The organism is Serratia sp. HNCC26DJ206, assembly GCF_057180605.1.
Window position 1 is genome coordinate 40,640 of sequence record NZ_JBXUGP010000031.1, and the last position, 26,140, is coordinate 66,779.

Below are 26,140 nucleotides of genomic sequence, written 5' to 3' on the forward strand. Positions count from 1 at the left end.
AAGAATGGAATCCAATACTTACAACTACACCCTAACGGACCTCCTTTGCCTAATGCAGATTGATCGGCCAATAGAGCATATCAAAGCTATTACTGAATGGGCTGAGCGTGAAGTCATGTCTGGCAACGGTTCCGAAACATTGTTGATTATTGCTGCACTGAGTCTTGATAAAACACCGGATGAATATGAGGTCATGCTTTACCTTGATCGTTACCTTATCGAGGTAGGGATAAGCTATCCAAGCAGAGAATTGAGCGCTCTGATATGGCTTAGGATCCAGCTTTGGCAACTCACCCATTCAGAAGACGCAAATACGGCTGAGTCTCTTTTATATTTATTTGTAAAAACATACTTCTGGTTCGGCCCGCGTTTTTTCTCTAAAACGTGTGGCTATCTCAGTTGGCTTTATTACAGTATCTTTGATGATTGTAGCGATCTTTACCCTTCCGAGGCCTCTAAAATGACCGATGCTGACATTCTTTCTTATATCAGAAAACATGTCACCCCATTTGAACGCATATTATTTAATGACGACTGGCTAAACTTTCTGTCAAAAAAATAGTTCTTAGGGTAACTAATGACCACAGTCTCCATCCGCCGCATTCAGGACTCTCTATGAGAAACACGTTAAAAACCAAAATCATCCAGGTTTGCGATGAGAAAATCCGTACGAAGGGAGATAACGTTGGGCTCTCATTTTATGCCTTTTTTGCCAACAGAAATGACGATCCTGAACTGCTGATGGAGGCCGCCAGTTGGTGGATCAAAGATATGAAGCTGGATCACTTTGAGAAGGCGGTGAAAATAAAGGCAATGGTCGAATCGATGGGGGAATAACGCCAGGAAAGATAAGCCGCCCTACCCCGCGGCTTATCGTTTATTGAGCCATCACATCAGCCCCAGATCGCGCGCGGTACGATCCACTGCACGTTTGGTTTTCTCCAGCAGTTCGTCGATCTCACTGTGACTCGCCACCAGCGCTGGCGCCATGATCATCCGCCCTGCGGTGGAACGGATAATCACCCCCTCTTCAAAACCATAAGTTCGGCAACGCCAGGTAATATCACTTTCGTTGCTAAAACGCTGGCGGCGGGTTTTATCTTCGGCAAACTGTAACGCGGCCACCATGCCGGTGCCTTGGATCTCGCCGATCAGCGGGTGAGCGGTAAATATCTCGCGCAACCCTTTTTGCAGGTATGGTCCGACATCCTTTTTCACTCTGCTGACAATCCCTTCGTCACGCAACGCCTTAAGGTTCGCCAGCGCGACCGCGGCCGCAACCGGGTGGCCGGAGTAGGTCAACCCATGCGCAAACACCCCGCCTTTTTCCACCAGCGCTTCGGCAATAGTGTGGGAAAGCACCAGCCCGCCCATCGGGATATACCCCGAGGTCAATCCTTTGGCGATCGACAGCGTGTCGGGTTCAAAGCCGAAGTGCTGATGGGCAAACCATTCTCCGGTGCGGCCAAAACCGCCGATCACCTCATCGGCACAAAGGAGCACATGATATTGGCGGCAGATGCGCTGAATCTCCGGCCAATAGCTCTCTGGCGGGAAGATCATCCCGCCCGCCCCCTGGAAAGGCTCGGCGATAAACCCGGCCACATTCTCGGCCCCCAGTTCGAGGATTTTCTCCTCCAACTGTAAGGCACAGCGGCGGCCAAACTCCTCGGGGGTCATAGTACCGCCATGGGCATACCAATAAGGCTCGTCAATATGAGCGATCTCCGGCAGCATGCCGCCCATTTCATGCATAAACTTCATCCCGCCCATCGCAGAGCTGGCCAGCGTAGAGCCGTGATAACCGTTCCAGCGGCCAATCATGACGCGCTTTTTCGGCTGCCCGACCACCTGCCAGTAACGGCGTACCGTGCGGATCAGCACTTCGTTGGCTTCAGAGCCTGAGTTGGTATAGATCGCGTGGCTGTAATGGCCCGGCAACAGGCTGAACAGCATTTCTGATAACTCCACCACCGCCGGATGCGTGGTGTGGAAAAACATATTGTAGTACGGCAACTGTTGCATCTGCTGAGTCGCCGCAGCCACCAAATCCTCACGCCCATAGCCGAGATTGGTGCACCACAGGCCCGACATGCCATCCAGGTAGCGGTTGCCATCGTTGTCCCAAAGGTAGAGCCCCTCACCTTTCACGATCACCCGCGGGCCTTCCGCATTCAGTACTTTTTGATCCAGAAACGCGTGGATATGATGGCTCGCATCCAGTTCCTGATAGTCACGGGTTGCGCGCTGACGATGATTTTGCATATTCATTGGCGGTTATCCTTTCACATAGTATGAGTATCGACGTTAGGCTGCGGCGTATGTACCAGCGGCTCTGGCTTGAACAAGGGTTTACGCATCACAAATTTGATCCATACCACCGCGATCAGTGAAACCAGTCCCAGAACCACTCCTGCCACCTTGTAGATCTGTATCGCTTGCTCGGTTGAAGGCGAAATATTCGCGATGGCATACAGCATGCCGACGATGCCGATCACCTGCGGCAGCGGGTAAAAAGGGGTACGGAAAGGCCGGTGCTGATTGGGGTAACGCCTGCGCAGCACCAGCACATTGATATGGGTGATGATATAAGCCAGCAGCCAGGCCAGTGCGGCGGCGCTTAGGAGCAGGTTGATCGAATCGTTTTCCATCAACAGCAGCGGCAGCCCGGTGATGCTGGCAACAAACAGAACCGAAACCCAAGGAGAACCCGTTTTGGCGCTATGCCGTTTGAAACAGGGGAACGCCTGGCCGTTTTGCGCCATCCCGCTCAGCATGCGGGGAATGGTGGCCAACGAGGAATTCAAGGTGCTACAGGTGGCGGTGACCGCAGCAGTCACCAGGAATATCTGCCCCGTTTCGCCAAACACCGCCGTGGCAAACAGGTAATGTGGCAAGCCGTTAGTGGCTAACTCCTCGGGCGGGATCATCAACAGTGCGCCGAGGCAATAAATCACAATGGTGCAGAAAATCACGCTCAAGCCGATGATCATCGAACGCGGGATATCGCGCTCAGGGCGCTGAGCCTCTTCCACCAGCGGGCAGACAAACTCCGCGCCGACAAATCCCCAAATTGCCATGGCAACCAGCGTCAGCACGCCCCAACCGAGTGGGTTTACCGGGCTATTGGCCAGCAGATTGGTCAAGGGCTGTGCCTGCTCATGACTGATAGCACTCAGGCCTAACAGCAGTAGCACGACCAACATCACCACCGCCAACAGGGATTGTAGACGGGCAAAAATATCGATGTTCATCAGGTTGAGTACGGTGAACAGGCCCAAGATGCCGAAGGCAATCGTCAGCGGTGGTAATGACAACCAAGGGAAGACTTTGCCGATGATCATATCGAGCAGCAGCAGTTCGGCAGAAAGCGCAAACATCGCCACCACGATATAGCCGGAGAACGTCGCCAGGATCGCCGGGAACTGGCCGATAGCCACCTCGGTGTAACTGCTCAGGCTGCCCGCGCGCGGGATCATCAGCGACAGCTCAGAAAATGAAAATGCATAACTGAGCGCCAGCAGATAAGCCAGCCCCAGCGGGATGATAAAACCGAATCCTGCAATGCCGACGGCCTGCAACATCAACACCATCACGCCTTGTGACACCACTAAACCGATCGAGACCGACAGTAACGCCACCAGGCCCAGCGTTTTATGCCGTGCCCCGGCGATCTGACGGGCTTTGGGGATAGCGTCTAATAATAGATTGGCTTTTTGAGTCATCGTTTTACCCTCGTCATTGTCAGGGAGCTAGCGCAGTTGAATCCAGGTCGTTTTCAATTGGGTATATTTGTCGAAAGAGTGCAAAGAGAGATCACGCCCAAAACCCGACTGCTTGCCGCCGCCAAAGGGCACGGTGACATCCAGCGCATCGACCGTATTGATCGATACCGTTCCCACATTCAGGCGCTGTGCCACCCGGTGAGCACGATTGAGATCATCACTCCATACCGAAGCCGCCAGCCCGTAGACACTGCCGTTTGCCATCGCGATCGCCTCGTCTTCCGTATCAAAGGCGGTAATCGCCAACACCGGGCCGAAAACCTCCTCCTGAAACAGGTGCATATCGGCATCAACCTGGGTGAACAGCGTGGGCTGCACAAAGTTGCTGGAGCCATTGCAGCTCAGACGGTTACCGCCATAAACCAGGCGAGCGCCGTCGCGCTTGGCTTGTTCAATAAAGCTCACCACGCGTTGGGTATGGCGGGCATCCACCAAGGCACCGGCATGGCTCTGCGGATCGAGAGGATCGCCGGGCTGCCAGTAAGCTGCCTGAGCGATCAGGCGTTCGACAAATTCGTCATGAATGGAGCGTTGCACCAGCAAACGGGAGTTGGCCGAGCAGACTTCGCCCTGATTGTAGAAAATGGCAAAAGCGGTTTTTTCTGCCGCCAGATGCAGATCCTGGCAATCATCAAAGATCAGGCTCGGGCTTTTACCGCCGCATTCCAGCCACACCTGTTTGAGGTTTGACTGTGCCGAATACTGCATGAAGTGCTTGCCAACCTGGGTTGAACCGGTAAACACCAGGCAGTCGACATCCTTGTGCAGCCCCAGCGCTTTACCCACTCGCTCGCCCAAGCCGGGCACCACGTTCAGCACCCCGGCGGGCAACCCCGCTTCCAGCGCCAGCTCCGCCAGGCGCAAGGCGGAAAACGGCGACTGTTCGGCAGGCTTCAGCACCACGCTGTTGCCAGCTGCCAGCGCCGGGGCCAGTTTCCAGGCCGCCATATCCAGCGGGAAATTCCACGGCACCACGGCGGCAATCACCCCCAATGGCACCCGAGTCACGGTCGCCAGTACGTTCTGCGCCGTCGGCGCAACCTGGCCATACAGTTTATCCAGGCTTTCGGCATACCAAGAGAACACCTGGGCAGCGCCGGGAACATCCACATTCCAGGCGTCCATCACCGGTTTGCCCATACTCAGTGAATCAAGCAAGGCAAGTTCTTCACGATGTGCCAGCATCAGCTCAGCCAAGCGCAGCAGGACCTTTTTACGCTCGGCGGGGGGCCGATGCGCCCATACGCCTTGCTCGAAACTGCGGCGCGCAGCACCTACCGCCTGATCGACCTCCGGCTCATCGCAAGCGGCGACTTTTGCCAAGAGCTGGTTGGTGGCCGGATTGATCACATCAAGCGTCATGCCCGATCTTGCGGCAACCTGTTGGCCATCAATAATGGCCTTATCGATGAAGCCCTGGCGAACTGCTCGCTCCTGCCAGTCGCAGAGATTAAACATACCTGCCCCTCAACATGTGAATAATATGTTTATTTAATGTTAAATAAGACGATTGATGCTATCTGGCTTCCAGGCTGAGGAAAAGCAGTAAAAATATGGTGGGTAGTGATAAAAAAACTTAGCAGGGGAATTACGCTAAAAATAGCGGTATGAGCCATGATGAATAAATGCATCGAGCGACGCCGATATATTTTTCCGCCGGAATCGCACTGAATTCTTTGAACTGCCTCACTGTTAAATAGCCTGAGTTACTCTATGCTTTAGGTCTATTTTTACATTTAAATAACAATTAATTAAAATATTAAGCTTAACTGTTAAACATTTATACCCTAAATAATTCGAGTTGCAGGAAGGCGGCAAGTGAGTGAGTCCCCAGGAGCATAGACAACTATGTGACTGGGGTGAACAAACGCAGCCAACGCACATGCAACTTGAAGTATGACGGGTATATTGCAAAAAAACCGGGAACGGGTTAACCGTCAGTAACGTTTATCCCTACAGGAAATCAAGGAGTCAACGATGGCTAACTACACCTTACGCCAGCTTAAATACTTCGTTACCACTGCCAAATGCAGGAGCGTGGCAGAAGCCTCTCGTAAGTTGTATATCGCACAACCTTCTATCTCCACCGCAATAAAAGGCCTTGAAGACAGTTTTGGGGTGCAGCTCTTTATTCGTCACCATGCTCAGGGCGTTTCACTCACTCCTTCGGGCGCGCGTTTTTACAGCAAAGCGCAAAAATTATTAAGAATGGCGCATATGTTTGAGCAAAATGCGTTAGCCGATAATGATATGGTTTCTGGGCAAATCAACATTGGCTGCTTTGAAACGGTCGCCCCATTAATTTTACCGAAACTGATTAGAGGGTTTAAAACGCTTTATCCCGGCGTAGAAACCATTATTCGCGATGGCGAGCAGCATGAATTAGTGCAAAGCCTAACTGCGGGGAATCTTGACGTTGCCCTGTTATATCACCATGAACTGAACAGCCATATTTCAACGGACATTCTGGCTGAGCCAAGAAAACCTTATGTTTTATTACCCGCCAACCATCGCTTCGCGCAGCAAACCCAGGTGTCTCTGGCAGAGTTAGCCGCTGAACCGATGATCCTGCTGGACGTGTTACCCAGCCGCAATTACTTCGTCAATTTGTTCACGCAGATTGGCATTACACCCAATATCGTCTTTAGCTCACCCTCCATCGAAATGGTACGTGGCATGGTCGGCCAAGGGTTGGGCTTTGCCATTCTAGTCACGCGGCCTTATGGTCAATACAGTTACGATGGTCAGCCACTGGTGACCATCGAGCTGCAAGATGAAGTCGAAGGTTCCGGGCTGGTGGTGGCCTGGCTGACCCGCAACCAACTGACCAAACCGGCGCAGTTATTCGTTGAATTTTGCAAGACCGAACTGGCGGAGATGCTCTAAGCCCGCATCCAAGCGCGCAGGTTAGCCAGCATTTTCATGCAGCGCTCCAACTGTTCAGCGCTAACGTATTCATCAGGTTTGTGGCCCTGCTCCATGCTCCCCGGCCCGCAAATCAGCGTAGCCACACCGGCTTCATCAAACAGGCCACCTTCGGTGCCAAAGGCTACCGTGGTGAACTCATCACTGCTGCACCACTGCGCCAACCAGCGGGCAAAGTCCGATTGCCGATCGGTGAATAACCCTGGGTACTGGCTAAGTGGCTGGAAGCGGATATCACTGCTTGCCGCAACCCGCCGCATAGCGGGCAACAACTCCTCTTCAGCATACTGCTCCAGTTCGCTCATCACGGCATCAACCGATACGCCGGGCAGATGGCGAATTTCAAAATCGAACTGACAGTCCTGCGGCACAATATTGAGCGCAGTGCCTCCGTGGATGGTACCCACCTGCAATGTACTGTAGGGAGGATCAAAACAGCGATTTTGCGTGGCGGTAAGTTGGCTGCCAAGCAGGGTTAATTTATTAATCAGTTTGGCTGCGTACTCAATGGCATTCACCCCCTGCGGCGTATAGGCCGAGTGGCAGGCATGGCCCTGTACCTGGCAGCGCATCGCCAATTTGCCTTTATGGCCGTAAACCGGCCTCATTTCCGTCGGTTCACCCACAATGCACATCGCGGGTTTCTCCTTCGAGGCTTTAAGATGGGCCACCAGGCTGCGAACTCCCAGGCAACCGACCTCTTCATCATAGGAAAAAGCCAGATGCAACGGCATGCGCAGCGGCTGAGCAACAAAATCAGGCACAGAGGCTAACACGCACGCCAGAAAGCCCTTCATGTCGGCGCTGCCACGGCCATAGTAACGGCCATGTTGCTGCGTCAGCGCAAACGGAGGTACGGTCCATTGCTGCCCATCGACAGGTACAACGTCGGTATGGCCAGACAGCATCACCCCACCATTGCCAACCGGGCCAGTGCGCGCGTATAAGTTGGCTTTTCTTGCGCTGGCATCGAGGAACAGTTGAGTTTCCACACCTAAGTCAGCCAGATAATTTTGAATAAAATCAATCAGCTCAAGATTGGATCCGCGGCTGGTAGTATCAAAAGCCAACAACTTGGCTAACAGGTTACGCACCGCATCACTCATCGCCCGGCACTCCATAGCTTGGTGCCTCACGGGGGTCTATCGCACGCGTAAGGTAGGCTTGCATCTGTGGTTTATAGGCTTGCCAAAGCGCATCCAGTTGCGCAATCGGGTCTTTATCTGCCCAATCAACCCGCAAATCAACGATGGGCCAAGAGTAGTTCCCCACCACCTTAACCGCCGCAGAATGTACCGGCCCCGCCTCACCGCCATGATCCCTTGCCGCTTGCAGCGCCGCCAGCAAGCGATCGGTCAGTTGGCCGCTGGCCTGTTCAAATGCGTTCACCATGGCATTAATCACCTCGATGTCTGCCAGCAGGTTACCCGCCGCCACGCAATTTGCCCCCTGCGCCGTATGGTAGAGGCCTAATGATTTTGCTCCGCTGAACACCACCGTTGCACCAACACTGTCGATCACGATGACTTGGCGATATTCACTAAACGCGTTATCCGCCAGCACGTTTTCCAACGCATGTTCAGGTTTCAACCCCTGTTCCAGCTGTTGCAAAACCTGTTGGCCGAGCATCGGCAGCGTAATGTTCTGGCTGGAGACCGCGCCAACGCCCGCCTGCAACCAAGGGCAGCGAGCGCCGACCGCAATGCTGGAAGAACTCAGCGCAATACCGAGTTGCCCGGTCTCTGCACAGCGCGCAGCAATAGAAAAGGTCATAACGCCTCCTGCGCTTCCCAGCCTTCGGGGATCACGGCGATAATATCGATTTCCATTAACCACTGCGGCTGGGCCAGCGCGGCCACCACAATCCCGGTCGAGATCGGAAATACCCCTTTGAGCCATTTACCCACTTCCTGATAAACCGGCTCACGATATCTGGGGTCAATAAGATAAGTGGTGGTTTTGACAATATGTGACAGATCGCTACCCGCTTCCGCCAGCAACTGTTTCACGTTTTTCATCGCCTGCTCGGTTTGAGCGCGCGGATCGCCCAACCCCACCAGATTACCGGCAAAGTCGGTTCCCACCTGGCCACGGACATAGACGGTATTTCCCGCCCGCACCGCTTGGCACAGATCGTTATCCAATGACTGATTAGGGTAGGTTTCTTTGGTATTAAACATGCGAATTCGAGTATGAGTAACGTTGCTCATTAACAACTCCTGTTAACGAAAAATATGAAATAAATGACCTTTGATAAAATAGAAAGCCGCCAAACCACTCATTCATCATCCAAGAAAAGCATTGCTGCTGAAACGATATTTTCACTCAGGCTTAGCAAGGTAAAAACTAATCTGACAGCACTTGGCGGCGATAGCGGCTATCGCGGCTTGCCATCCAGTAATACAGCGGTGACGTCACCACTAACCCCACCAGCCAGGAAAGATCGGCCCCATTAATATGGGCTGAAACTGGCCCTACGTATAACGGCGTGTTCATAAATGGGATCTGTACCAGAATACCAATGGCATAGGCTAATAATGCCTGCGGATTAAAGTAACCGTAAATACCGCCATTAGCTTGAAAAATAGAGTTAATATTGTATTGGCCTTTATGAATGGCGTAAAAGTCGATTAAATTGATGGCGGTCCAGGGCACCAATACCACCAGCAGGGCCAGCACCAAATCAACGAAATGGCCGATAAAATCTGCCGAGGAATAAATAGCGGCAATACAGCAGCACAACAGAACAATAACGGATAACACCGCCCGGCTCTTGGCAGTAGGGATCCAACGCCAGGAAAAGGTTTGCACCAGCGTGATCAACGATATCACCGCGCCATACAGATTCAGCGCATTGTGGCTAATCACGCTCAGCAGGAACAGCACCAGCATGAGGGGGCCAAGAGTACCAGTAGCCAGCTTCACCGCATCCATGGTGTCCATGCCGATGGGCGTGGCCACCACCGCGACCGCACCGAAGATAAACGACAGGCTCGAACCCAATACCGAGCCCAGATAGGTGGTCCAGAAGGTGGCCGACACGGAAACGTCTGCTGGCAGGTAACGTGAGTAATCAGAAACATAAGGCGCAAAAGCAATTTGCCATAACGCCGCCAGCGACACCGTGGCCAGCCAGCCGGAAATAGTAAAGCTGCCGCGCGTCAGAAAGTCGGCGGTGTGTATATGGGTAAAAATATAGCCAAACCCCAGCACAATGCCGATCCCCAATACCCAGGTCCCGATCCGGTTAAGCACATGAATAAAGCGATAACCAATAATGCCGATCACGCAGGAACCGACCGCACCGACGATAATCCCCACCGGAACCGATATGCTGCTCACCACGCCATGCAGGGATTTTCCCGCCAGAACAATATTGGAGGTAAAGAAGCCGACATACATCACCCCGGCGATCGCCACCACCAGCAAAGAGCCTAACGAACCGAATTGAGCACGGCTCTGGATCATTTGCGGAATGCCCATTTGCGGCCCCTGGGCCGAATGCAGGGCCATAAAAACCCCACCGATAAAGTGCCCCACCAGAATGGCGATCACCCCCCACAGCAGATTTAAATGAAATAGCTGTATGCCCAGTGCCCCGGTCACAATGGGTAAAGGGGCAATATTACCGCCGAACCACAGCGTGAATAAATCCCGTACTTTCCCATGGCGCTCTTCAGGGGGAATATAACCTATCGTGTGTTTTTCAATCAGCGGTGGCGATGATTCAGCGATGGACATGGTGAACTCCAGTTAAGAAAATTATTATTGGTATAGTGAAGTGGCCGTTATTATCGGCAGTATTTTCTTATTGGCGTGATAATGGGCACTGATGGAAGGATAGATAAAATATTAATTTTGTTATCTGAGAGAATAAAAAAACTGCCTTATCAGTGAGTCTGCAAAAACAATGCTCCCGCTTGCATCATTAATTTATACTCAATCCTTAGTTTAATAATATTTTACCCATTCATATCCATTCCATAGTCTTGCCCATCTATGCCCAAGCTATCACCAAGTTACTTCAAGATACAGGTAGGCGGCAATCGAACGAAATCCCGATGAGCTTACATTAGTAAGTGATTCGGGTGAGTGAGAGCAGCCAACACCCCTGTATCTTGAAGGGCGACGGGGATATTTCTCATAACCGAATAACCAGGCTAAGGATGCAGATATGACATCAGACAACATCAACATTGATACGCTAGTGGTAGGGGCAGGTCAGGCTGGGGTCGCGATCAGTGAACACCTGACTAAACTTGGCATCCCTCATTTAGTGTTGGAGAAAAATCGGATAGCCGAAGCCTGGCGTACTGGGCGCTGGGATTCTCTGGTGGCTAACGGCCCCGCTTGGCACGATCGCTTTCCGGGGATGGAGTTTACCAATATCGATCCCGATGGCTTTGTGCCCAAAGAGCAGATTGCCGATTATTTTGCTGCCTATGCGGATAAATTCAATGCGCCAATTCGCACTGGCGTAGAGGTAAAGCGGGTGCAACGCAACCTTGGCCGCCCCGGTTTTAGCATTGAAACCAGCGAAGGCATCATTGAGGCAAACCATGTGGTGGCCGCCACCGGCCCGTTTCAACGCCCGGTGATCCCAGCCGTCGCTCCCCAAGATGAGAGGCTCACTCAAATTCACTCGGCGCATTATCGCAACCCGCAGCAATTACCCGCAGGGGCGGTGTTGATTGTCGGCGCGGGCTCATCTGGAGTACAGATTGCCGATGAACTGAGGCGTGCCGGAAAACGGGTGTACCTCTCCGTTGGCGCGCACGATCGCCCACCCCGCTCTTATCGTGGCCGAGACTTCTGCTGGTGGTTAGGCGTGTTAGGCTTGTGGGATGCCGCGGTGAGCCAACCGGGTAAAGAGCACGTCACGATTGCCGTCACGGGGGCTCACGGGGGCTATACGGTAGATTTCCGCGAACTGGCGCATGAAGGGGTGACGCTGGTTGGCCTGACCCGCTCTTTCCAGGATGGCGGCGTCACTTTTGCCGCCGATCTCAAAGAAAATATTGCCCGTGGCGATGAAAATTACCTGGAACTCTTGGATGCGGCAGATGCTTATATCGCCCGCAATGGGTTGGATCTGCCCGAAGAACCGACGGCCCGCCATATTCTCCCCGACCCGGAATGCATCACTGACCCGATTTTGCAGCTTAATTTATCTGAGGCGGGCATTACCTCGATTGTCTGGGCCACGGGATACACGGTTGATTATGGCTGGCTTGAGGTCAACGCCTTCGATGATAAAGGCAAGCCACAGCATCAACGCGGGGTTTCCAGCGAACCTGGCGTCTATTTCTTAGGGTTACCTTGGCTATCGCGGCGCGGCTCAACCTTTATTTGGGGCGTCTGGCATGACGCTAAATACGTTGCCGACCATATCGCTACGCAACGCACCTATCTGCAATATCGGGATGCCAGGCGGCGTTAAGCGTATTTGTGAGGGGGTGTCCCTGTGGCTGTTTCTTATACACAACGCATTGGTCTATATAAGCCAGATGTAATGGGAGTTGCTGTAAACAGGGTAAAGCTTCAAGCAATAAAATAGGTCAGGTGAGCGCTGGTGTTGAAGCCATTGAAGGCGCCGAACGGAGAAACGACGCATAGGCGAAACCGCCATGGATAATGAGATGGACGCTCCTACCACGGCATCGCAATGTGCCACAATTTGAGTGTCTAATCTCAACAGCAGGAGCGTCCAAATGAAAGTATCTACCCTCGGTATTGACTTGGCAAAAAACGTTTTCCAACTTCATGGCGTTGATCACAATGGTAATACGGTCCTGAAGAAAAAGCTGACTCGCGATAAATTCGTGCCTTTCGTCATGCAACTGGAGCCCTGTCTTATTGGGATGGAGGCCTGTTCCTCCAGCCATCATTTCGCGCGGGTACTGGCTCAGTTCGGTCATCAGGTCAAACTGATACCGCCGCAGTACGTCAAGCCTTACGTCAAAACCAACAAGACCGATGCGGCCGATGCCGAAGCCATCTGTGAAGCCGTTACCCGCCCCAGCATGCGCTTTGTACAAGTGAAAACCGCCGAGCAGCAGGCCGTATTAACTCTTCACACCGAGCGTGACATCCTCATCCGGGAACGCATCGCCTGTGTGAACAGCTTACGTGCCATGCTGGCCGAGTTTGGCCTGGTGATGCCGACCGGGCAACGGGCTTTTCACCAAGGTGTTCCTGACCTACTGGAGAATGGCGATATCGCGTTGTCCCCGTTTGTCCGCCGCAGTGCGGCGCGTCAGTTTGAACATATCCTGGCGCTCGAAGACCAGGTCACCCTGATTGAGCAAGAGCTCAATCAGTGGGCGCAGACCCAGCCAGCCTGTCAGCGGGTGATGAAAGTGCCGGGTGTCGGGTTGATGACCTCGACCTATCTGGTGGCGTCAGTAGGTAACGGGCAGCAATTTCACAGTGCGAAGCAATTTGCTGCCTGGCTGGGCCTGACACCGCGTGAACACTCCAGCGGTGGCAAACAGCGATTGGGCAGTATCAGTAAACGGGGGGACGGTTACTTTCGGTATTTGCTGGTGCACGGAGCCAGAGCGGTGGCGGCAGTAATTGAACGCCACAAAGAAGGGATGCCGTGGTTGTTCGCGTTGTTGCAAAAGAAAAACTACAACGTGGCGGTGGTGGCACAGGCGAGTAAAACGGCGCGCATCCTGTGGTCAATGCTGGTGAAGGGCACAGAATATCGACCTGGAGCCGCTCATTGAGACGAGCTCAAAGGGCGGCTCCAGGTCAGCAAAGGTAAAACGCAGTCCGGTAGTTGCACGTGTAATCAAGAAGATGGCGAAACAGGTAAGACCGCAGGTGAGACAGGCCGTAAGCTGCCAGGGCATTTTAGCCCGTAGGGATGGTAGGCACTCACCTGGCGGATTTCATCATGGTTCGGGCCACAGAAAGGCCCAGAAAGAAACCGGATATATGGCTGCAATACCTGTTCACTTTATTCAAGAAAAACACTGGCATCATCGGGAGCGTCCATATACGGTGGTTTCAGGCGAGACAGGCAGGGACGCCTGTCGTAGCCGGCCGTAATGCGACGTGTCGTAGTGAGGGAAGTCGCGCAGCGACCGCCAGATATGGCGAAGGCGCGGATTGCCAAGGGCCCCGCCTTGGGCCCTTGGCTCGGTCGCGTTCACCCTGTTGTCGAATGAACACAAAATGTTTAGCGACCGAAATAAATACCCGTCCAACATGTGAACAAACGACGGCTCTATTCTCCCCCACCTATCCCCGGCTCGAGTAGCTGAATTTTTTTACCAACGTCAGTTCACCAGGATTACGCATCGGCACAATCACGGTCTCTTGTTTCTCGTTGGTGGTGCCTTCCTCGGTCACAATAGTGAGCTGTGCCGTCGTCAGGATCTCCTCCCCTCTGCCGCCATAATAGTTGACATACACCAGATATTGGCCGCTTTCAGGTGCCGGTGAAGAGAAGATCTCAGGGCCGTAGCCGGTAGTGACATCCACATCCAGTGCCCCGCCGTTGGCTAACTGCCGGCCACCATACCAGGCGTGCTCACCGTCGGGGGTTACCACATGCAGATCGAGGTCGGTATTATCCGTATCCCATGAGAGCACTAAACGTAAACGCGCCGGGATCGCTCCGTTACCTCTTTGCGCATAAAACTGGGTACGGTGCTTGGCTGCCCGATCGGGGCTACGGACTTCAACGCCGTTGCTGCCCTGCGGGAAGATGTAGGGGCGGTTAAAACGGCCATCTTCCTGAATTTTCAGCGGCATACTGACGCCATTGACAATCAGCCGCCCCGGTTCCTGTTTAGCCTTGCTGTCTGGCTTGGGGAAGTCTTTAATCTGCCCCTTGATCAGCGCCTGTGCTGACTGGCTCGCCGATGAATTCACCGACGATGCCGGATAGTTAACCTGCTGGGAAAACTCGGCTCCCTCACCCGACGTGTCATGCCACCCGGCGAGCGGCGTATCAATATCAACGCGCTGTTCGGCTAACGCCGAGGGGGCCACTACCATTAACAGTAACGAGCCTATGCCACATAACCGACGAATAATCATAACGTTATCCTAAATCCTTTAGTGAAGCCCTATTCCAGCAAGAGATGGCGGGCAAGCTGCTCGACAAACTCTTCATCCTGACCACTAGGGTGGGCCGCAAAGGCCAAGTGTAAATATTCATGAGCCAAATCCAGCCGGTCTTGCAGTGAGTAGAGATCCCGAACATAGATGCGGCTATACATGCGATCAACATGGGGCTTGCCGGAGAGCAAACGGCATACGGTGAACTGCCCCACGGGTGCGTAACCCGGCTGAGCGTACAGAGCTTCACGCCAGCGTTGTTGTTGGGTTGCTAACCAGGCTTCAGCTTCCGGCATCGCCTGACATAACGCCTCTGGCTTATCCCAGCGCCCCAAATTAGCGCGCGGATAAGCATGGGCCAAAATCGCATCATAACGCATCCCCTGCTGGGCCTGAGACACCGCCTGCTGCCACGACAAACGGTTATTACCGGCCTGATCGAGATGGTAAGTGACCGACGCACCGGCCAGCACCAAATCGGCGCTCCAGGCGGCAATTTCGCGTGCTGCCGCGGTAGCAGGCTCCGGGGCCACTCGCTGGCTGGCGCTGCTGTCAGCGATCAGCAGGCAGTCCCCCGCACGCGCGGCGTTTTGCAGCAGATAAGTGCGAATTGCCACCGCCAAGGCCTTTGCCGCTTCGGCGGGTTGGGCTGCTGCTTCACGCTGCAGTACCCGAGCCACATATTCTTCCCGATCAACACGGGCCGTTAGGGTCAAGCGGCCAGGATCCGCACGCAGGAAAAGCTCGCCCTGGCTCTCGATCGCCTGATAATTGCCATTGCTGAACTCAACCTGATAGCGCCCGCGTAATGCCCCCGGTTTGACCGGCTTTGGCTCACCGCTGCGGCGTACGGCAACGATCGGGTAACGATCAAACATGTTCACTACTACGCAACCCAGAGGATCAATGGGTTGTGCCTGCGGCAGCACGCTGTTCAGCACATTGGCATAATTTTGCAGGACCGTTTTGCTGGTCCCCGGGCCTTGCCCCCAAAGCGGCGTACCGTCCATCAGCCAGCCCGCAAATCCGCCCTGGCGCTGTTCGGGATCCTGCTCATCGTGCCAGCTCCAGGTTTTTATCCGTAACCGGCTGCCTAATGCGCCCACCAGCTTGCCATCAGCGGGCAGCAGAACGTCGAGCAACACATTACGCGCCTGTTGTTGACCGGGCAGCGTAGCCAAAACCCCCAGCAGTTCGGCGACCGATACCCGTTTCGCAGGCTGTAACTGGGCCAGATCCTGCAACCAGCCGGGGCTTTGCTGCCGTTGCCAATAGCTGGCCCACTGCTGCGGATCCAGTTGCAGCCGCTGGGGACTGAAGTAGAGACTGCACGATTGCACCAAGGCCCGATCGCGCCCAATCTTTTGCCCCACCTCACAGCAGTAAACCTCTTCCTGCGGCTGGCTGCCGTTGCAGGTGTAATCCGGTTCATGCTGTTGGGTATCCACCAGGTAGGCATACACCAGCAGCTTCCAGATACTGCCCAACGGCGTAGTCAGCGTGGCTGGCAGCGGTTGCTGAGCAAGCTGCTGGTTCTGGCTCAGAATGAGCAGCTGATTTTCCTGTCCCTGCTGCAACGCCAGTTGCAACCGCGGTTCCGCACCCAGCGCAACCGCAGGCAGCATCAGCAACCACCACCAGCGCCACATTTATTTCACCGTCACGGTCTTCAGGCCGCGGCTGTTTTCCGTTGCGGCTTCCTGCGGCGCATACATCCGCGAATAACGGATCGGCGGCAGCAGGAACTCCCCTTTCTGTGAAAAACGGATCAGATGGCGATAGACCTTGCTTTCCACCAGTTCATCCACTGGCACCACATAGGAGAGCTGGCCCATCTCATTGCGCGCCTTTTCCAGCGGGATGCCGTTCTTACCGCTCAACCCAGACACCGTGATGCCCCAAGTGGTGCGCTCAACGTCTGCTCCCGGTGGCAATGGCACCTCAAGCAGCATGTAACGCTGCGGCACATCGCTTTTGTTGGTTAACGTCACTTCATCCAAATAGAGCGCATCGCTGGCCAGCGCTTCATTTGGCCCCACAGGGAGTACCGAAAACTCAAAGGCTTTATCGCCGGGAACCAGCTTCAGTAAGCGATGGCTGATGCCAACCGGCAGCGGCTGTTTCGCCTGATCAATACCAGTGGCGCTCAGCGGCAGGCTGAAGTTAACTGAAACATCAATGGATTGTGCCAAATCAGCCGGAAGCTCAAGCGGTGGCACCGGCTCTTTGCCCGACCATTGCCAGTAACGCTCACCAAGGGTTCCCTGTTGCGCCGCCCAGCCCGCTCCCGGGTTAAATTCCACCGGCTGCGCAGCAGAACCCAGCGAATTGTACAGCCAGGTCAGAGCCAACGCGCGCTCGGGGCCCGGCTGTGACGGTAGCAGTTGCGGCAACAGCCAAGCGACCTGCTCGGCATCGGCACCGCTGGTGCGCCAGATCGCCGCATAGGCAAACGGATGCTGGCTATAGGCAATAAACTGCTGGCTTTGCTTTAACGCCTGTAATTCCTGCTCTTGCAAGCGGTAACCTGGCGTTTGCTGTAACAGCGAATAAGTCAGCACCCGTGCCACTGCCAACCCCAGCTTAGAATCGGGAGCGGCCATCACCAGGCTGTCGGTTTCTGCCAGTGCATTGCCCTCAACCGCCGTGGCATCCGGCAGTGCTTCTGCCAACCCTTGCAGCATGCTGGTCACCGGTAAATGCATCTCCTGCGCAAATGACAGCAACAGAGCACGATGCAGCATTGGCATTTCATCCGCCTGCTGTGCATACACATCCAGCAAGCGCTGCCAATGCTCTGCCGGGATAGCCACGCCCAGCGCCTGGCTGGCGTACCAATCCGCGTAATAGGCGTAGGCGGTCAGGAAGGCATCAGGATCCCCATCCTCACCCCACCAGGTGAACTTGGCCCCAGGCCCGGCCATCTGCATCAGGCGCTGGCGGTTATTCTGCATGATCTGCCGCAGGGTATTCCCCCGCTGCGTATCCTCTTTGGCCAGCATGTTGTAGGCCAGGCTCAGCGGCAACAACCGGCTGGCGGTGTTGATTACGCCGCCGAAAGGCTCATTGAGCAGATCGTCCAGGCTACTGCGGAACAGCGATTGCGCATCACCATTGATGCGCAGCCGAACGTCATAAGCCCCGGCGGGCAGATTCAGATTATTGCTGCCGCTGTGCAGGCGGATATCCCGCTGCTGTGGCACCGACCAGTTATCTTCAAGCACTTTCAGGTCAACGCTCAGGGTATCCAGCACCTGGCCGTTTTTCACTACCTCAGAGATCCAGCGCCCGGAATGCATCGCTTCCACCGGCTGGCTGACATAGTTCACCCCTTCATGCAGGGTGATCGACTGAGTCAGGGTCTGATCGCCATAGCGCGTGCGCAGCTCTACCGCTGCTGGCTGCTTGTCCTGACTGAAGATAAATAGCCCCGGCTGCGGGCGATCGCCCTGGCGGAACTGCGTCGCACCGCTCCATTTCAGGTAGAGCGGTTTTTCCGAGCGGGTAAAGCCCTGTTTCTGGCCCACTTGCCCCTGCGGATTCTGCGCGCGCACGGTGATCCGCCAGCGGGTCAAAGAATCCGGCATACGGAAGCTGAAGGTGGCCTTGCCGTTAGCATCAGTCACAATATCCGGCTGCCAGGCCGCCGTATCCACATCTTCACGGCGCGGGCGTTCTAGCACCTTAACGCTGCGATCGCTGCGGTTAGCGCGCCCGGGCGCAGTAAGCGAGCCCGGCAGCGCCAGATCGTAGGCGATAAACGACAGGCTGGCGCTGGTACGCACATTGTTACGCCGCGGATGATAGAAGAACTGGTCGATCGTCGGGGCGATCTCCGGCTGCAAGGCATAGATCATCTCATCGACCACGCTCACGGTAAGGTGAGCGGCAACCGGTTTACCGGCAAATTGGGTATCCAGCGCCACCTTCACCGTCTCACCCGGCTGGTAAACGGCTTTATCGGTTTTGATAGCAATAGCAATGCTCGGCATCGAGACTTTGATCCCGGCATTCTGGAAGCTGTATTGCCCGCCCTTGCTGTACAGCACGGAGAACGTGAGATTAGGCGCAAAATTCTCCTGCACGGCGATGCGCGCAAGATACTGGGTATCGCTCAGGCGCTGCATTTTGATCCATTCGGCACCGCTGGCGAGCAGTGCGATCCTCTCCACCTTATCGCGCTCCAGCGTCAGCAATGCGTGGTCAACTGGCTCAGGGAAAGTGATCAACGCCTGGGCAACGTCACCCACCTGATACTGGCCTTTATCCATCACGATCTCGACGCTGCCCGGTACGGCTTTCTCCCCTGGGCCGCTGACCGTATGGCTGGTGGCTCCGAGGATCATGCCCTGCTCGCTTCGCAGGGTCACCGTGTAAGTGCCGGGCTTTTGGAACGCAATGGTGAAGGACCGATCCGCAGCCGGTAACGGTGCCGTAGTCAGCTGACGATCTTCCAGCCGTAGCCACTCATAAGTGGTTGGCGTCGCACCGCTGCCCTGCACATTACGGAAGCTGAATGCCACTTCTTCGCCAGCCTGACTAAAACGCTTCGGCGCAGCGATCTCATAGCGCGATGCCCCGCGCTCGATCAGGATCTCACGGGTGGTTTTGACCCGATAAGCCGCTCCGTCGCTGGCAAAAATAGTCAGCAGATAGCGGCTCGGTTTATCCACCGCGGGCAGATCCAGCTTGGCATGGCCTTTGTCATCGGTGGTCAGCTGCGCCGTTTTCAGCGCAACCGGGAATTTACCCTGGTATTGCAGATCGTTACTGACCATCGAAAGCTGCTGGCTATACAGGCTAAGATCCAGGCGCGCGTTAGCCACCGGTTTGCCATCGGGGTAGAGCAGTACGATGTCACCGGTCACCGGCTCGTTGGTGCGAAAATCGGTTTTCGCCATCGCCAGTGAGATTTCAAAATGCGGCTTGAGGTAACTGGCAACGCGGAATGAGCTGCTATAGACCTGATTGTTGTAAGTGGTACGGAGTTCATAACCCCCCGCCACCGCGTTCTCTGGCAGTTGAAAACGCCCCTGAGCGCCCGACTTGCCATCAATTTGCAGGTTTAAGGTCTGTAATTCGCTACCGTTGGCATCCAGCACGGTTAAGGATACAGACGCAGGCGTGATCGCCACGGAATCGAGCGCATTCTTGAATTCACGCCCCAGCAGTTTGACCTCGACCCAATCACCTGGGCGATACAGTGGGCGATCGGTGAAGGCGTACAGCTTGGTGTCGTAAATCTCGCTGTCGTAATAGAAGTTCTCTGAAACGAACACCCCGCCTTCGCGGTCTTCGCCCAGCAGATAGGAACGCTCCGGCGCAATATGGCGCAGGTTCAGCAGGCCATTGCTATCCGTTTGGCCGCTGTTCAAAATGCCCAGCCCGTCACTCCACAGGATCTGGCTGCCACCGACCGCCTGGCCGTCATGGCGGTTAGCCGTCCACACCAGCAGTTCGTTACCTGAGATCTTGCTTAGCGCAACGGTATTGGCCACAAACACCACCGTGGTTGCGCGATAGCTGCCAATCAAGGCTTCTACCAGATATAAACCCGGTTTCAGTTTGCCTAGTGGGATGTAAACATTACCCGGCAGCGGCTCAACAAAACGGCTGGATGAGCCTTCCATTTTAACCTGCTCCGGCGGCTGGATCGGCAGTGCGTCCCACAGCGGGTAACGGAACTGGCTAATCAGCGGCAGGTTTTTCAGCGGAGCAAACTGGGGCTGAACCACGAATTTGCTCGGTGCTGCTAACGCTTCACCCATTTTCAGCTCAGGCAGTGCGTTGGTCACTTCCTGGCGGGTATCGAAAGAGAAGGTCCGTTGCATCACGCGGCGCGATTTGCCGTACCAGTTATCCCACAGATACGACAGGGTGTTGGATAAACCTTCCCCCTGGTACTGGCCTTCCAACATGATGCGATGCAGGTTCTTCTGTTTCTTCAGAAACTCCATCGGTTGATCGATGCGGTACAGCCGGATATCTACCCCGCCGTATTGCTCCACCTCAAAACGACGATAGTCGCGCCCCGGTGCTTCCAGACGCACTTTGGCTACTTCATCACTGGCAAAGCTGCTGTCGGAAAGCAGGAAAAAGGATTGTTTGGGGATCGCGTAATCACTCGCTGGCAGGCTGCCCTCGGCCTGCACCTGGGCCATCGGCAGTAACAGCGCTACCCCGAGCAGCAGTTTGCGACACTGGCGTAGGAATCTATTCATCGTGACAGGAAGCCCAAGCGATAAATGCCAATGAAGTTGGGGTTCGATTCGTCGGGTATCCATCGGGTATCCTTCCATTTCATCAATTGTTGCATGCTCACCGCACGCATTCCGTTATCCGTCGGGGTAGTTGTTCCGGTGTGATAGGCGATATAGCGCCCCATCCAGATCATCAAATGCTGCTCATCGCCTTGATCAAAAAACAGCAGATCGCCGGGCTGTGCCTGATTCAGGTTGCGGCCCAGCAGTTGGCTATTGAATTGAATCAGCTTGATGGCATCCACATAGGGGCCCTGCTGGCCGCCACCCTGCTGCCAGCGCTGGGCAAACTGGCGCTGCTGCGGGCTGATGGCCAGCTCTGGCGGCAGGTAACGGTTGGATAAACCGTTCGCCCGCAGCCATTTGCTGTCATGAACCTTTAGCGACTCGTTGGCGGCAAACCGCACCAGCCCGGCGCAGTCCTGCTGATACCAGCGTGCACTCGGCCCCTGATTCAGCTGTTCTTCAGCAATGCGCACAAACCAGGCGCGAAACCGGCTGGATTGCTCGGGATCGAGCGGCGCAACCTGGGTTTCAGCCTGCGCTCGCCAGCTAAAAAGCAGCGTGATGCCCAGCAGGAATAACGCTGTTAGCCTCATAACCCCTGCCATTTCAGTGGTAACCACTGCCAGGGGGCTTTCATCTCGGTATTAGCGGGCAGGACCAAGGCATAACTCTGCTGCCCGGCCAAAGCGGTCAGCTTGGGTAGCAGCAGGGTCTGAGCCGCGTTATGGAAGATGGGTTCCAGGTTCTTCGGCAGGCTGGCGAACACTTCCTGTTTGAACAACCCAGACAACGCTTCCGGGGCCATATAAGCAGGAACCACCGCCTGCTGCGGCAACACATCGGCAATCGGCGGGAAGTTTTTATCCAACGTCTGTAAAGCCTTGTTCACCAGCTTGTCATCCAGCGAAAACAGCAGGGTCTGCTGATGGCGCGCCAGGCTGACGCGGAAGAACTGACTGCCCGCCAGGCTCTGCTGCGCCGTGGATTCACTGAGCGGATACTGGCCGTAGCGGGAGCTGACTTCGCGCTGCCACAGCTTGGCCTGGTTTTTGTTGCCTGCCACCACCGGCACCGGCTGCTTCTCTCTGGCGCCGATCACCGTGTCAAACAGCCCAGCCAGTTTGTTATCGATCTGCGCATCCGCAGCGCTCTCCAAACGGCTGACAAACAGCGGCGTATAAAGATGCGAATCAGGATACCAGCACAAACCGCTGATCCCGCTCATCGCCAACGCTGGAGCATCAGCGTGTTCAGCAGAACTGGCGTTGTCACTGATGTCATCGACCCGCTGCAACAGGTATTCCGGTACGCTTTGCGACACCGGCAGCGCCACACAGAAACTGGCACCCATCGGCATGGTTTTCCAGATTGGGCTGAAATCAAACGTGGCATTGCCCGCCGTTGACGGATCGTTCAGCGCCAGATAGCTCGCCCACCCTTGCGGCTGCATCTCAAAGCGAACACCGGCAAACGCCGGGACAAAGCGTTGATAACCAAACCCGAGATAGTTGGCGCTAACCGCAATACGGTGGGCCGTTTTATCGGCACCCGCTGCGTTATCGCTGGCGGCATTGCGCGCCTTCAGACCAAAACTTTCCGGCCACGGCGTGCCGCCGCTCAGCAGCGCGCTGGCGATCTGGGAGGAGTCTTGTGAAGGAGCCTGCTTGTCATACAGCATATCGATATCGGAGAACAGCAACAGATTGTCGCCGTGGCTGGCAAACAGCAGCCGTTGATTACCGCTGTAGCGCAATTGATAAACCGAAACCGTTTCATTGCCCACTTTGAAGGGAGCAAAATCCATCAATTCCAGTTGAGTATCATCCGCCGCCACCTTGGCTAATGGCTCCAGCAGGCGCGCCAATCCGCCCAGCTTGATCACTGCCATAAAATGATTGAGCTTGCCGCGTTCATCATGCCAAAGCGCAATACTCGCCGGTTGATCGAGGAGCGTTTCCAGCAGGTTATCGCGCAGCGTTAACTCATGTTCAAAGATAATGCGCCGCAGGCTACCGGCAAGGCCCAGACGATCAGCATTGTTCTGGTAATAGAAAACCAGATCCTCAGTCAGGGTGTCGCGCAGAAACGGGATCGCCAGCAGATCTTTAGGCAATCTGCTCAGGGATTCGCTTTCGATCAGCACATCGGGGTGATGCAGATCAATCTGCAGATCGTTGTGCCAGACCAACTCTTTGGGAGGAGAAACGTGATGAGGCAACATTAAAAAGCGTTGAATACCCCATGCAGCGGCAGAAATCACCAGAATAATGCCTACTGCCCAAAATCCATATTTGCTGCGGCTCCGTTTTGCCGCAGATGTAACATTCTTGTTATCAACAGTCATTATGGCCGTTCCACACCAGGCATGAAATATAATGCGACGCTTGAATAACCATGCGCCAAGAGATTAGGTCAACAAAAAGCCAGAAATCATTACTTTAATAATACTTTGCAGGCCATATTATTATGATTACAAATATGAAATAACCTTATACTCTAAATAATTCGAGTTGCCTGTAGGCGGCCAGTCCGAGAGTCGTCAGGAGCATAGGCCACTATGTGACTGATGCAAACGGACGCAGCCAACACCCAGGCAACTTTAAATATGACAAGTATAAACCTGCAAGCACTGATTATTGCGGCAGTATACCCACCCCCGTAGTTTGAGTCGAACGACAAATGATTTTCTTTCTCAAGGTTTACCGCCCGACTTACAAGGCTTTGTTGTATGCACGTTAAAAGTTGGCAGAAATTGTGTAGCCTGTTTTTTGATCAGCCAACAGGTCACGTTGCTTTACAAGAGATAGCCGTCCCCGTCTAAATGCTGAACCTGTCTTTTGCTCCTCAATACCATTATTTCCAGTAGCCTTTGATATTGATATCGGTTTCTTCAATTCACCAGAAGCGCCCACTGAGCATTCAGTACCCCCTGTTCAGAACACCGACAAAATCATCCTTATGAGTTCGTCGGCGCAACCCCTGTTTCTTATTCTATTGACTATGTGATTCCCGCCTTTCATTAATCATCTCTTTGGTCACTTCGTTCTTATAGCAGCTTGGCGAATATCCTCCCGCGTGACGTCAGGCACTGCGTTGAAAGGATATGGACAACTCCCTGAGTAGGATACTGTCGACTTTCTGATCATTATCTCTTTAACCGCCTCGTCAGATAATCGTGTTACGCTAATAAATATTGTACGCCGCAGAATATCGTTAAAAAAACCTCCCTTATTTAATGAGTTTCCATGAGAAATGAAATGAGTGTTTTATCACCATTCAACGTGGCGATAGGATAATTAGATAATCCATTGATTTTAATACGATTATAAAAAACCACCGAATCAGTAAGTCAGTAGCAGTCAAGCCCCTCAGTAAGCAGGGTTCAAACAGCGAGACGCGTTAGCGCTAAAGCCCCCACAAGGCGTGTAAGATGCCTAACGCCTTAATAAGGCCAAGCATCTGCTCGCTCGGCATGATCAGTATCCGTATGAACTACTGCGTTCAAATAGCTACAGGTAAAGGGCAGTCATCCTAAAAATTTCAATAATAAGTATAAAAAAATGTATCTAAAAACAGGTTACTCTAATGTTTACCTGCTTAAAATTATCAGTTGATCTTTTAATGAGAATACTCTCAAGAAAACCGGTAATAATCTTATTAAACCACGTATTATCTTAGTAGCCTGCTGGATTACCAGTAAGCAGCATTAACCATTGTAGCGTGATTTTCTTAGTAATAATCCGATAATTGCTTACTTTTCTTGGTAAACAAGAATTATCCTTATGCAAAAACAAAAAAAAGAACTACCATATTAATAGGTTAGTATAATACCACACACAAGGATGTGATATGTTGCGATTAAAATAAAACTTGGGGAACGTTATTTTTATGCACAATATTTTTAATGGAGGTGATGCACATTCTATCTTCTTTAACGGTGGTATTTTTATTTGATACCAACCCCGTTAATCCTAGTTAAATTTATGACTACAGAGAGGGTATTTATGAAAAACCGGAAGTATTTAACCACATCAGAAGTAAAGAGATTAATTAATGCTGTTGGGGAAGGAGATCATGCCGCCAGAGATTGTTGCCTGATCTGGATGTGTTTTCTGCATGGCTGCCGCGTCAGTGAACTTAATTCGTTACGCCTCTCAGATATCGATCTGGAAGGTAAAACCATCATGATTAACCGACTAAAAAATGGCTTTTCGACCATACATCCGCTGTTTGAAATCGAGATAAAACCATTGCAACAATGGTTAAGTAAGCGATTGAATTACAAGGGTAGTGATAGTGAATGGCTGTTTCTTTCACGCCAAGGCAACCGCCTTTCTCGCCAACAAATCTACAAGATGATGCGCAAATATGGACGTGAATCAGCACTGTCAATTGCGCCCCATCCGCATATGTTACGTCACGCTTGTGGCTATGCGCTGGCAGACAAAGGAATTGATACACGCTTAATTCAAGATTATTTAGGACATAGGAACATTCGTCATACGGTGTTATATACGGCAAGCAATTCGAGGCGGTTTTTCAATATCTGGTGAATTGTAACAAAAAATTACCAGGTGATCATTTTGGGCTAAACTGGAGCCCATAGTAATGTCCACAATTCCTCCGTGTCAACTCTCCTATGATCCACATCAGTAATTTTATAAAAACCATTTAAATTCAAAGCGTTAATCATAAAAAACCGCCCGTATCCACGTCTGTATCGTAGAAAGCCCGCATGTTCCCCTATGGCAACAGATTTTCCATAAAAAAGCCAACAAGCATATAATGCTATCTAGTAACCAATAACGAGCGGTTAACTCCGAGCTCATGGGCCATTTGCTTTCTTTTTGGCTCAAAAAACCAAGGTATACAAAATAGCCCAAAATGACTACCTCGAGAAAGGCTCACTACGTATTAGTGAGCCTTTCTGATCAAGATGTTACTCAGGGGATAAATAGAATGCAACCGCATCATCAGATGCGATTGCACGACATATGAAGTGTTAGTTAAAAGGATTGTTTTCATGAACCGCAAAATTATCGCTGCAGCATTCTTGGCTTCCGTTGTGTCTATTCCTGCCGCAGTAGCATT

18 protein-coding genes are annotated in these 26,140 nt (G+C 53.3%); 6 read left to right on the plus strand and 12 right to left on the minus strand.

Annotated features, from left to right (window positions below; all coding sequences use genetic code 11):
• Window positions 1-4 precede the first annotated feature (4 nt).
• The gene (locus tag AC2A1E_RS19455; RefSeq protein ID WP_484385114.1) at window positions 5-562 is read left to right on the plus strand and encodes a hypothetical protein; all 558 of its coding nucleotides are present in this window, start codon (window positions 5-7) and stop codon (window positions 560-562) included.
• 53 nt (window positions 563-615) lie between these two features.
• Window positions 616-837, plus strand: coding sequence for a DUF6500 family protein (locus AC2A1E_RS19460; RefSeq protein ID WP_484385115.1), 222 nt, complete (start codon window positions 616-618; stop codon window positions 835-837).
• Window positions 838-888: 51 nt separating this feature from the next.
• Here the strand turns inward: AC2A1E_RS19460 and AC2A1E_RS19465 are convergent, their stop codons facing one another.
• Genes AC2A1E_RS19465 through AC2A1E_RS19475 form a run of 3 tightly spaced genes read right to left on the minus strand, consistent with a single transcriptional unit; the run spans window position 889 to window position 5,243 of the window.
• Window positions 889-2,271: an aspartate aminotransferase family protein gene (locus AC2A1E_RS19465; RefSeq protein WP_484385116.1), complete on the minus strand. Its 1,383-nt coding sequence runs from the start codon at window positions 2,269-2,271 to the stop codon at window positions 889-891.
• Window positions 2,272-2,285: 14 nt separating this feature from the next.
• Complete coding sequence (locus AC2A1E_RS19470; RefSeq protein WP_484385117.1) at window positions 2,286-3,725, minus strand: APC family permease; 1,440 nt, start codon at window positions 3,723-3,725, stop codon at window positions 2,286-2,288.
• A 27-nt stretch (window positions 3,726-3,752) separates the two neighbouring features.
• Window positions 3,753-5,243, minus strand: a complete 1,491-nt coding sequence (locus AC2A1E_RS19475; protein ID WP_484385118.1) for an aldehyde dehydrogenase — start codon at window positions 5,241-5,243, stop codon at window positions 3,753-3,755.
• A 519-nt stretch (window positions 5,244-5,762) separates the two neighbouring features.
• Here AC2A1E_RS19475 and AC2A1E_RS19480 point away from each other — a divergent pair.
• Window positions 5,763-6,671: a LysR family transcriptional regulator gene (locus tag AC2A1E_RS19480; RefSeq protein WP_484385119.1), complete on the plus strand. Its 909-nt coding sequence runs from the start codon at window positions 5,763-5,765 to the stop codon at window positions 6,669-6,671.
• Here the strand turns inward: AC2A1E_RS19480 and argE are convergent.
• The 4 genes from argE to AC2A1E_RS19500 all read right to left on the minus strand — a co-directional run bounded on the left by argE (window position 6,668) and on the right by AC2A1E_RS19500 (window position 10,451).
• Window positions 6,668-7,816, minus strand: coding sequence for an acetylornithine deacetylase (argE, locus tag AC2A1E_RS19485; RefSeq protein ID WP_484385120.1), 1,149 nt, complete (start codon window positions 7,814-7,816; stop codon window positions 6,668-6,670). The genes AC2A1E_RS19480 and argE overlap by 4 nt on opposite strands.
• A complete protein-coding gene (locus AC2A1E_RS19490; RefSeq protein ID WP_484385121.1) occupies window positions 7,809-8,483 on the minus strand; it encodes a DUF1028 domain-containing protein in 675 nt (224 codons plus the stop codon). Before AC2A1E_RS19490 ends, argE begins: the two co-directional genes overlap by 8 nt.
• Window positions 8,480-8,920 carry a RidA family protein gene (locus AC2A1E_RS19495; RefSeq protein WP_484385122.1) on the minus strand — a complete coding sequence of 147 codons (441 nt, stop codon included), beginning with the start codon at window positions 8,918-8,920 and terminating at the stop codon, window positions 8,480-8,482. The genes AC2A1E_RS19490 and AC2A1E_RS19495 overlap by 4 nt, the downstream gene beginning before the upstream one ends.
• A gap of 136 nt (window positions 8,921-9,056) precedes the next feature.
• Window positions 9,057-10,451: a purine-cytosine permease family protein gene (locus AC2A1E_RS19500; protein WP_484385123.1), complete on the minus strand. Its 1,395-nt coding sequence runs from the start codon at window positions 10,449-10,451 to the stop codon at window positions 9,057-9,059.
• A 433-nt stretch (window positions 10,452-10,884) separates the two neighbouring features.
• Here AC2A1E_RS19500 and AC2A1E_RS19505 point away from each other — a divergent pair, with 433 nt between their 5' ends.
• The gene (locus tag AC2A1E_RS19505; protein ID WP_484385124.1) at window positions 10,885-12,150 is read left to right on the plus strand and encodes a flavin-containing monooxygenase; all 1,266 of its coding nucleotides are present in this window, start codon (window positions 10,885-10,887) and stop codon (window positions 12,148-12,150) included.
• 271 nt (window positions 12,151-12,421) lie between these two features.
• Complete coding sequence (locus tag AC2A1E_RS19510) at window positions 12,422-13,441, plus strand: IS110 family RNA-guided transposase (protein WP_484385125.1); 1,020 nt, start codon at window positions 12,422-12,424, stop codon at window positions 13,439-13,441.
• A gap of 517 nt (window positions 13,442-13,958) precedes the next feature.
• Here AC2A1E_RS19510 and AC2A1E_RS19515 read toward each other — a convergent pair.
• Genes AC2A1E_RS19515 through AC2A1E_RS19535 form a run of 5 tightly spaced genes read right to left on the minus strand, consistent with a single transcriptional unit; the run spans window position 13,959 to window position 23,393 of the window.
• The gene (locus AC2A1E_RS19515) at window positions 13,959-14,762 is read right to left on the minus strand and encodes a YfaP family protein (RefSeq protein ID WP_484385126.1); all 804 of its coding nucleotides are present in this window, start codon (window positions 14,760-14,762) and stop codon (window positions 13,959-13,961) included.
• A gap of 29 nt (window positions 14,763-14,791) precedes the next feature.
• The gene (locus tag AC2A1E_RS19520; protein WP_484385127.1) at window positions 14,792-16,432 is read right to left on the minus strand and encodes a DUF2300 domain-containing protein; all 1,641 of its coding nucleotides are present in this window, start codon (window positions 16,430-16,432) and stop codon (window positions 14,792-14,794) included.
• Entirely contained in the window at window positions 16,433-21,067 is a 4,635-nt protein-coding gene (locus AC2A1E_RS19525) for an alpha-2-macroglobulin family protein (RefSeq protein WP_484385128.1), read from the minus strand.
• Entirely contained in the window at window positions 21,001-21,642 is a 642-nt protein-coding gene (locus AC2A1E_RS19530) for a DUF1175 domain-containing protein (RefSeq protein ID WP_484385129.1), read from the minus strand. The genes AC2A1E_RS19525 and AC2A1E_RS19530 overlap by 67 nt, the downstream gene beginning before the upstream one ends.
• Window positions 21,639-23,393: a DUF2138 domain-containing protein gene (locus AC2A1E_RS19535; RefSeq protein ID WP_484385130.1), complete on the minus strand. Its 1,755-nt coding sequence runs from the start codon at window positions 23,391-23,393 to the stop codon at window positions 21,639-21,641. Before AC2A1E_RS19535 ends, AC2A1E_RS19530 begins: the two co-directional genes overlap by 4 nt.
• A 1,660-nt stretch (window positions 23,394-25,053) precedes the next feature.
• Here AC2A1E_RS19535 and AC2A1E_RS19540 point away from each other — a divergent pair.
• Window positions 25,054-25,602, plus strand: coding sequence for a tyrosine-type DNA invertase (locus AC2A1E_RS19540; RefSeq protein ID WP_484385131.1), 549 nt, complete (start codon window positions 25,054-25,056; stop codon window positions 25,600-25,602).
• Window positions 25,603-26,140 lie beyond the last annotated feature (538 nt).

What these genes read in the sequence shown, in the direction of transcription:
- AC2A1E_RS19505 (WP_484385124.1), top strand. Translation starts at nt 10,885, where the DNA reads ATGACATCAGACAACATCAACATTGATACGCTAGTGGTAGGGGCAGGT.
- AC2A1E_RS19540 (WP_484385131.1), top strand. Translation starts at nt 25,054, where the DNA reads ATGAAAAACCGGAAGTATTTAACCACATCAGAAGTAAAGAGATTAATT.
- AC2A1E_RS19520 (WP_484385127.1), bottom strand. Translation starts at nt 16,432, where the DNA reads ATGTGGCGCTGGTGGTGGTTGCTGATGCTGCCTGCGGTTGCGCTGGGT.
- AC2A1E_RS19490 (WP_484385121.1), bottom strand. Translation starts at nt 8,483, where the DNA reads ATGACCTTTTCTATTGCTGCGCGCTGTGCAGAGACCGGGCAACTCGGT.
- AC2A1E_RS19530 (WP_484385129.1), bottom strand. Translation starts at nt 21,642, where the DNA reads ATGAGGCTAACAGCGTTATTCCTGCTGGGCATCACGCTGCTTTTTAGC.
- argE (WP_484385120.1), bottom strand. Translation starts at nt 7,816, where the DNA reads ATGAGTGATGCGGTGCGTAACCTGTTAGCCAAGTTGTTGGCTTTTGAT.
- AC2A1E_RS19510 (WP_484385125.1), top strand. Translation starts at nt 12,422, where the DNA reads ATGAAAGTATCTACCCTCGGTATTGACTTGGCAAAAAACGTTTTCCAA.
- AC2A1E_RS19495 (WP_484385122.1), bottom strand. Translation starts at nt 8,920, where the DNA reads ATGAGCAACGTTACTCATACTCGAATTCGCATGTTTAATACCAAAGAA.
- AC2A1E_RS19470 (WP_484385117.1), bottom strand. Translation starts at nt 3,725, where the DNA reads ATGACTCAAAAAGCCAATCTATTATTAGACGCTATCCCCAAAGCCCGT.
- AC2A1E_RS19475 (WP_484385118.1), bottom strand. Translation starts at nt 5,243, where the DNA reads ATGTTTAATCTCTGCGACTGGCAGGAGCGAGCAGTTCGCCAGGGCTTC.
- AC2A1E_RS19535 (WP_484385130.1), bottom strand. Translation starts at nt 23,393, where the DNA reads ATGACTGTTGATAACAAGAATGTTACATCTGCGGCAAAACGGAGCCGC.
- AC2A1E_RS19525 (WP_484385128.1), bottom strand. Translation starts at nt 21,067, where the DNA reads ATGGATACCCGACGAATCGAACCCCAACTTCATTGGCATTTATCGCTT.
- AC2A1E_RS19455 (WP_484385114.1), top strand. Translation starts at nt 5, where the DNA reads ATGGAATCCAATACTTACAACTACACCCTAACGGACCTCCTTTGCCTA.
- AC2A1E_RS19465 (WP_484385116.1), bottom strand. Translation starts at nt 2,271, where the DNA reads ATGAATATGCAAAATCATCGTCAGCGCGCAACCCGTGACTATCAGGAA.
- AC2A1E_RS19500 (WP_484385123.1), bottom strand. Translation starts at nt 10,451, where the DNA reads ATGTCCATCGCTGAATCATCGCCACCGCTGATTGAAAAACACACGATA.
- AC2A1E_RS19480 (WP_484385119.1), top strand. Translation starts at nt 5,763, where the DNA reads ATGGCTAACTACACCTTACGCCAGCTTAAATACTTCGTTACCACTGCC.
- AC2A1E_RS19460 (WP_484385115.1), top strand. Translation starts at nt 616, where the DNA reads ATGAGAAACACGTTAAAAACCAAAATCATCCAGGTTTGCGATGAGAAA.
- AC2A1E_RS19515 (WP_484385126.1), bottom strand. Translation starts at nt 14,762, where the DNA reads ATGATTATTCGTCGGTTATGTGGCATAGGCTCGTTACTGTTAATGGTA.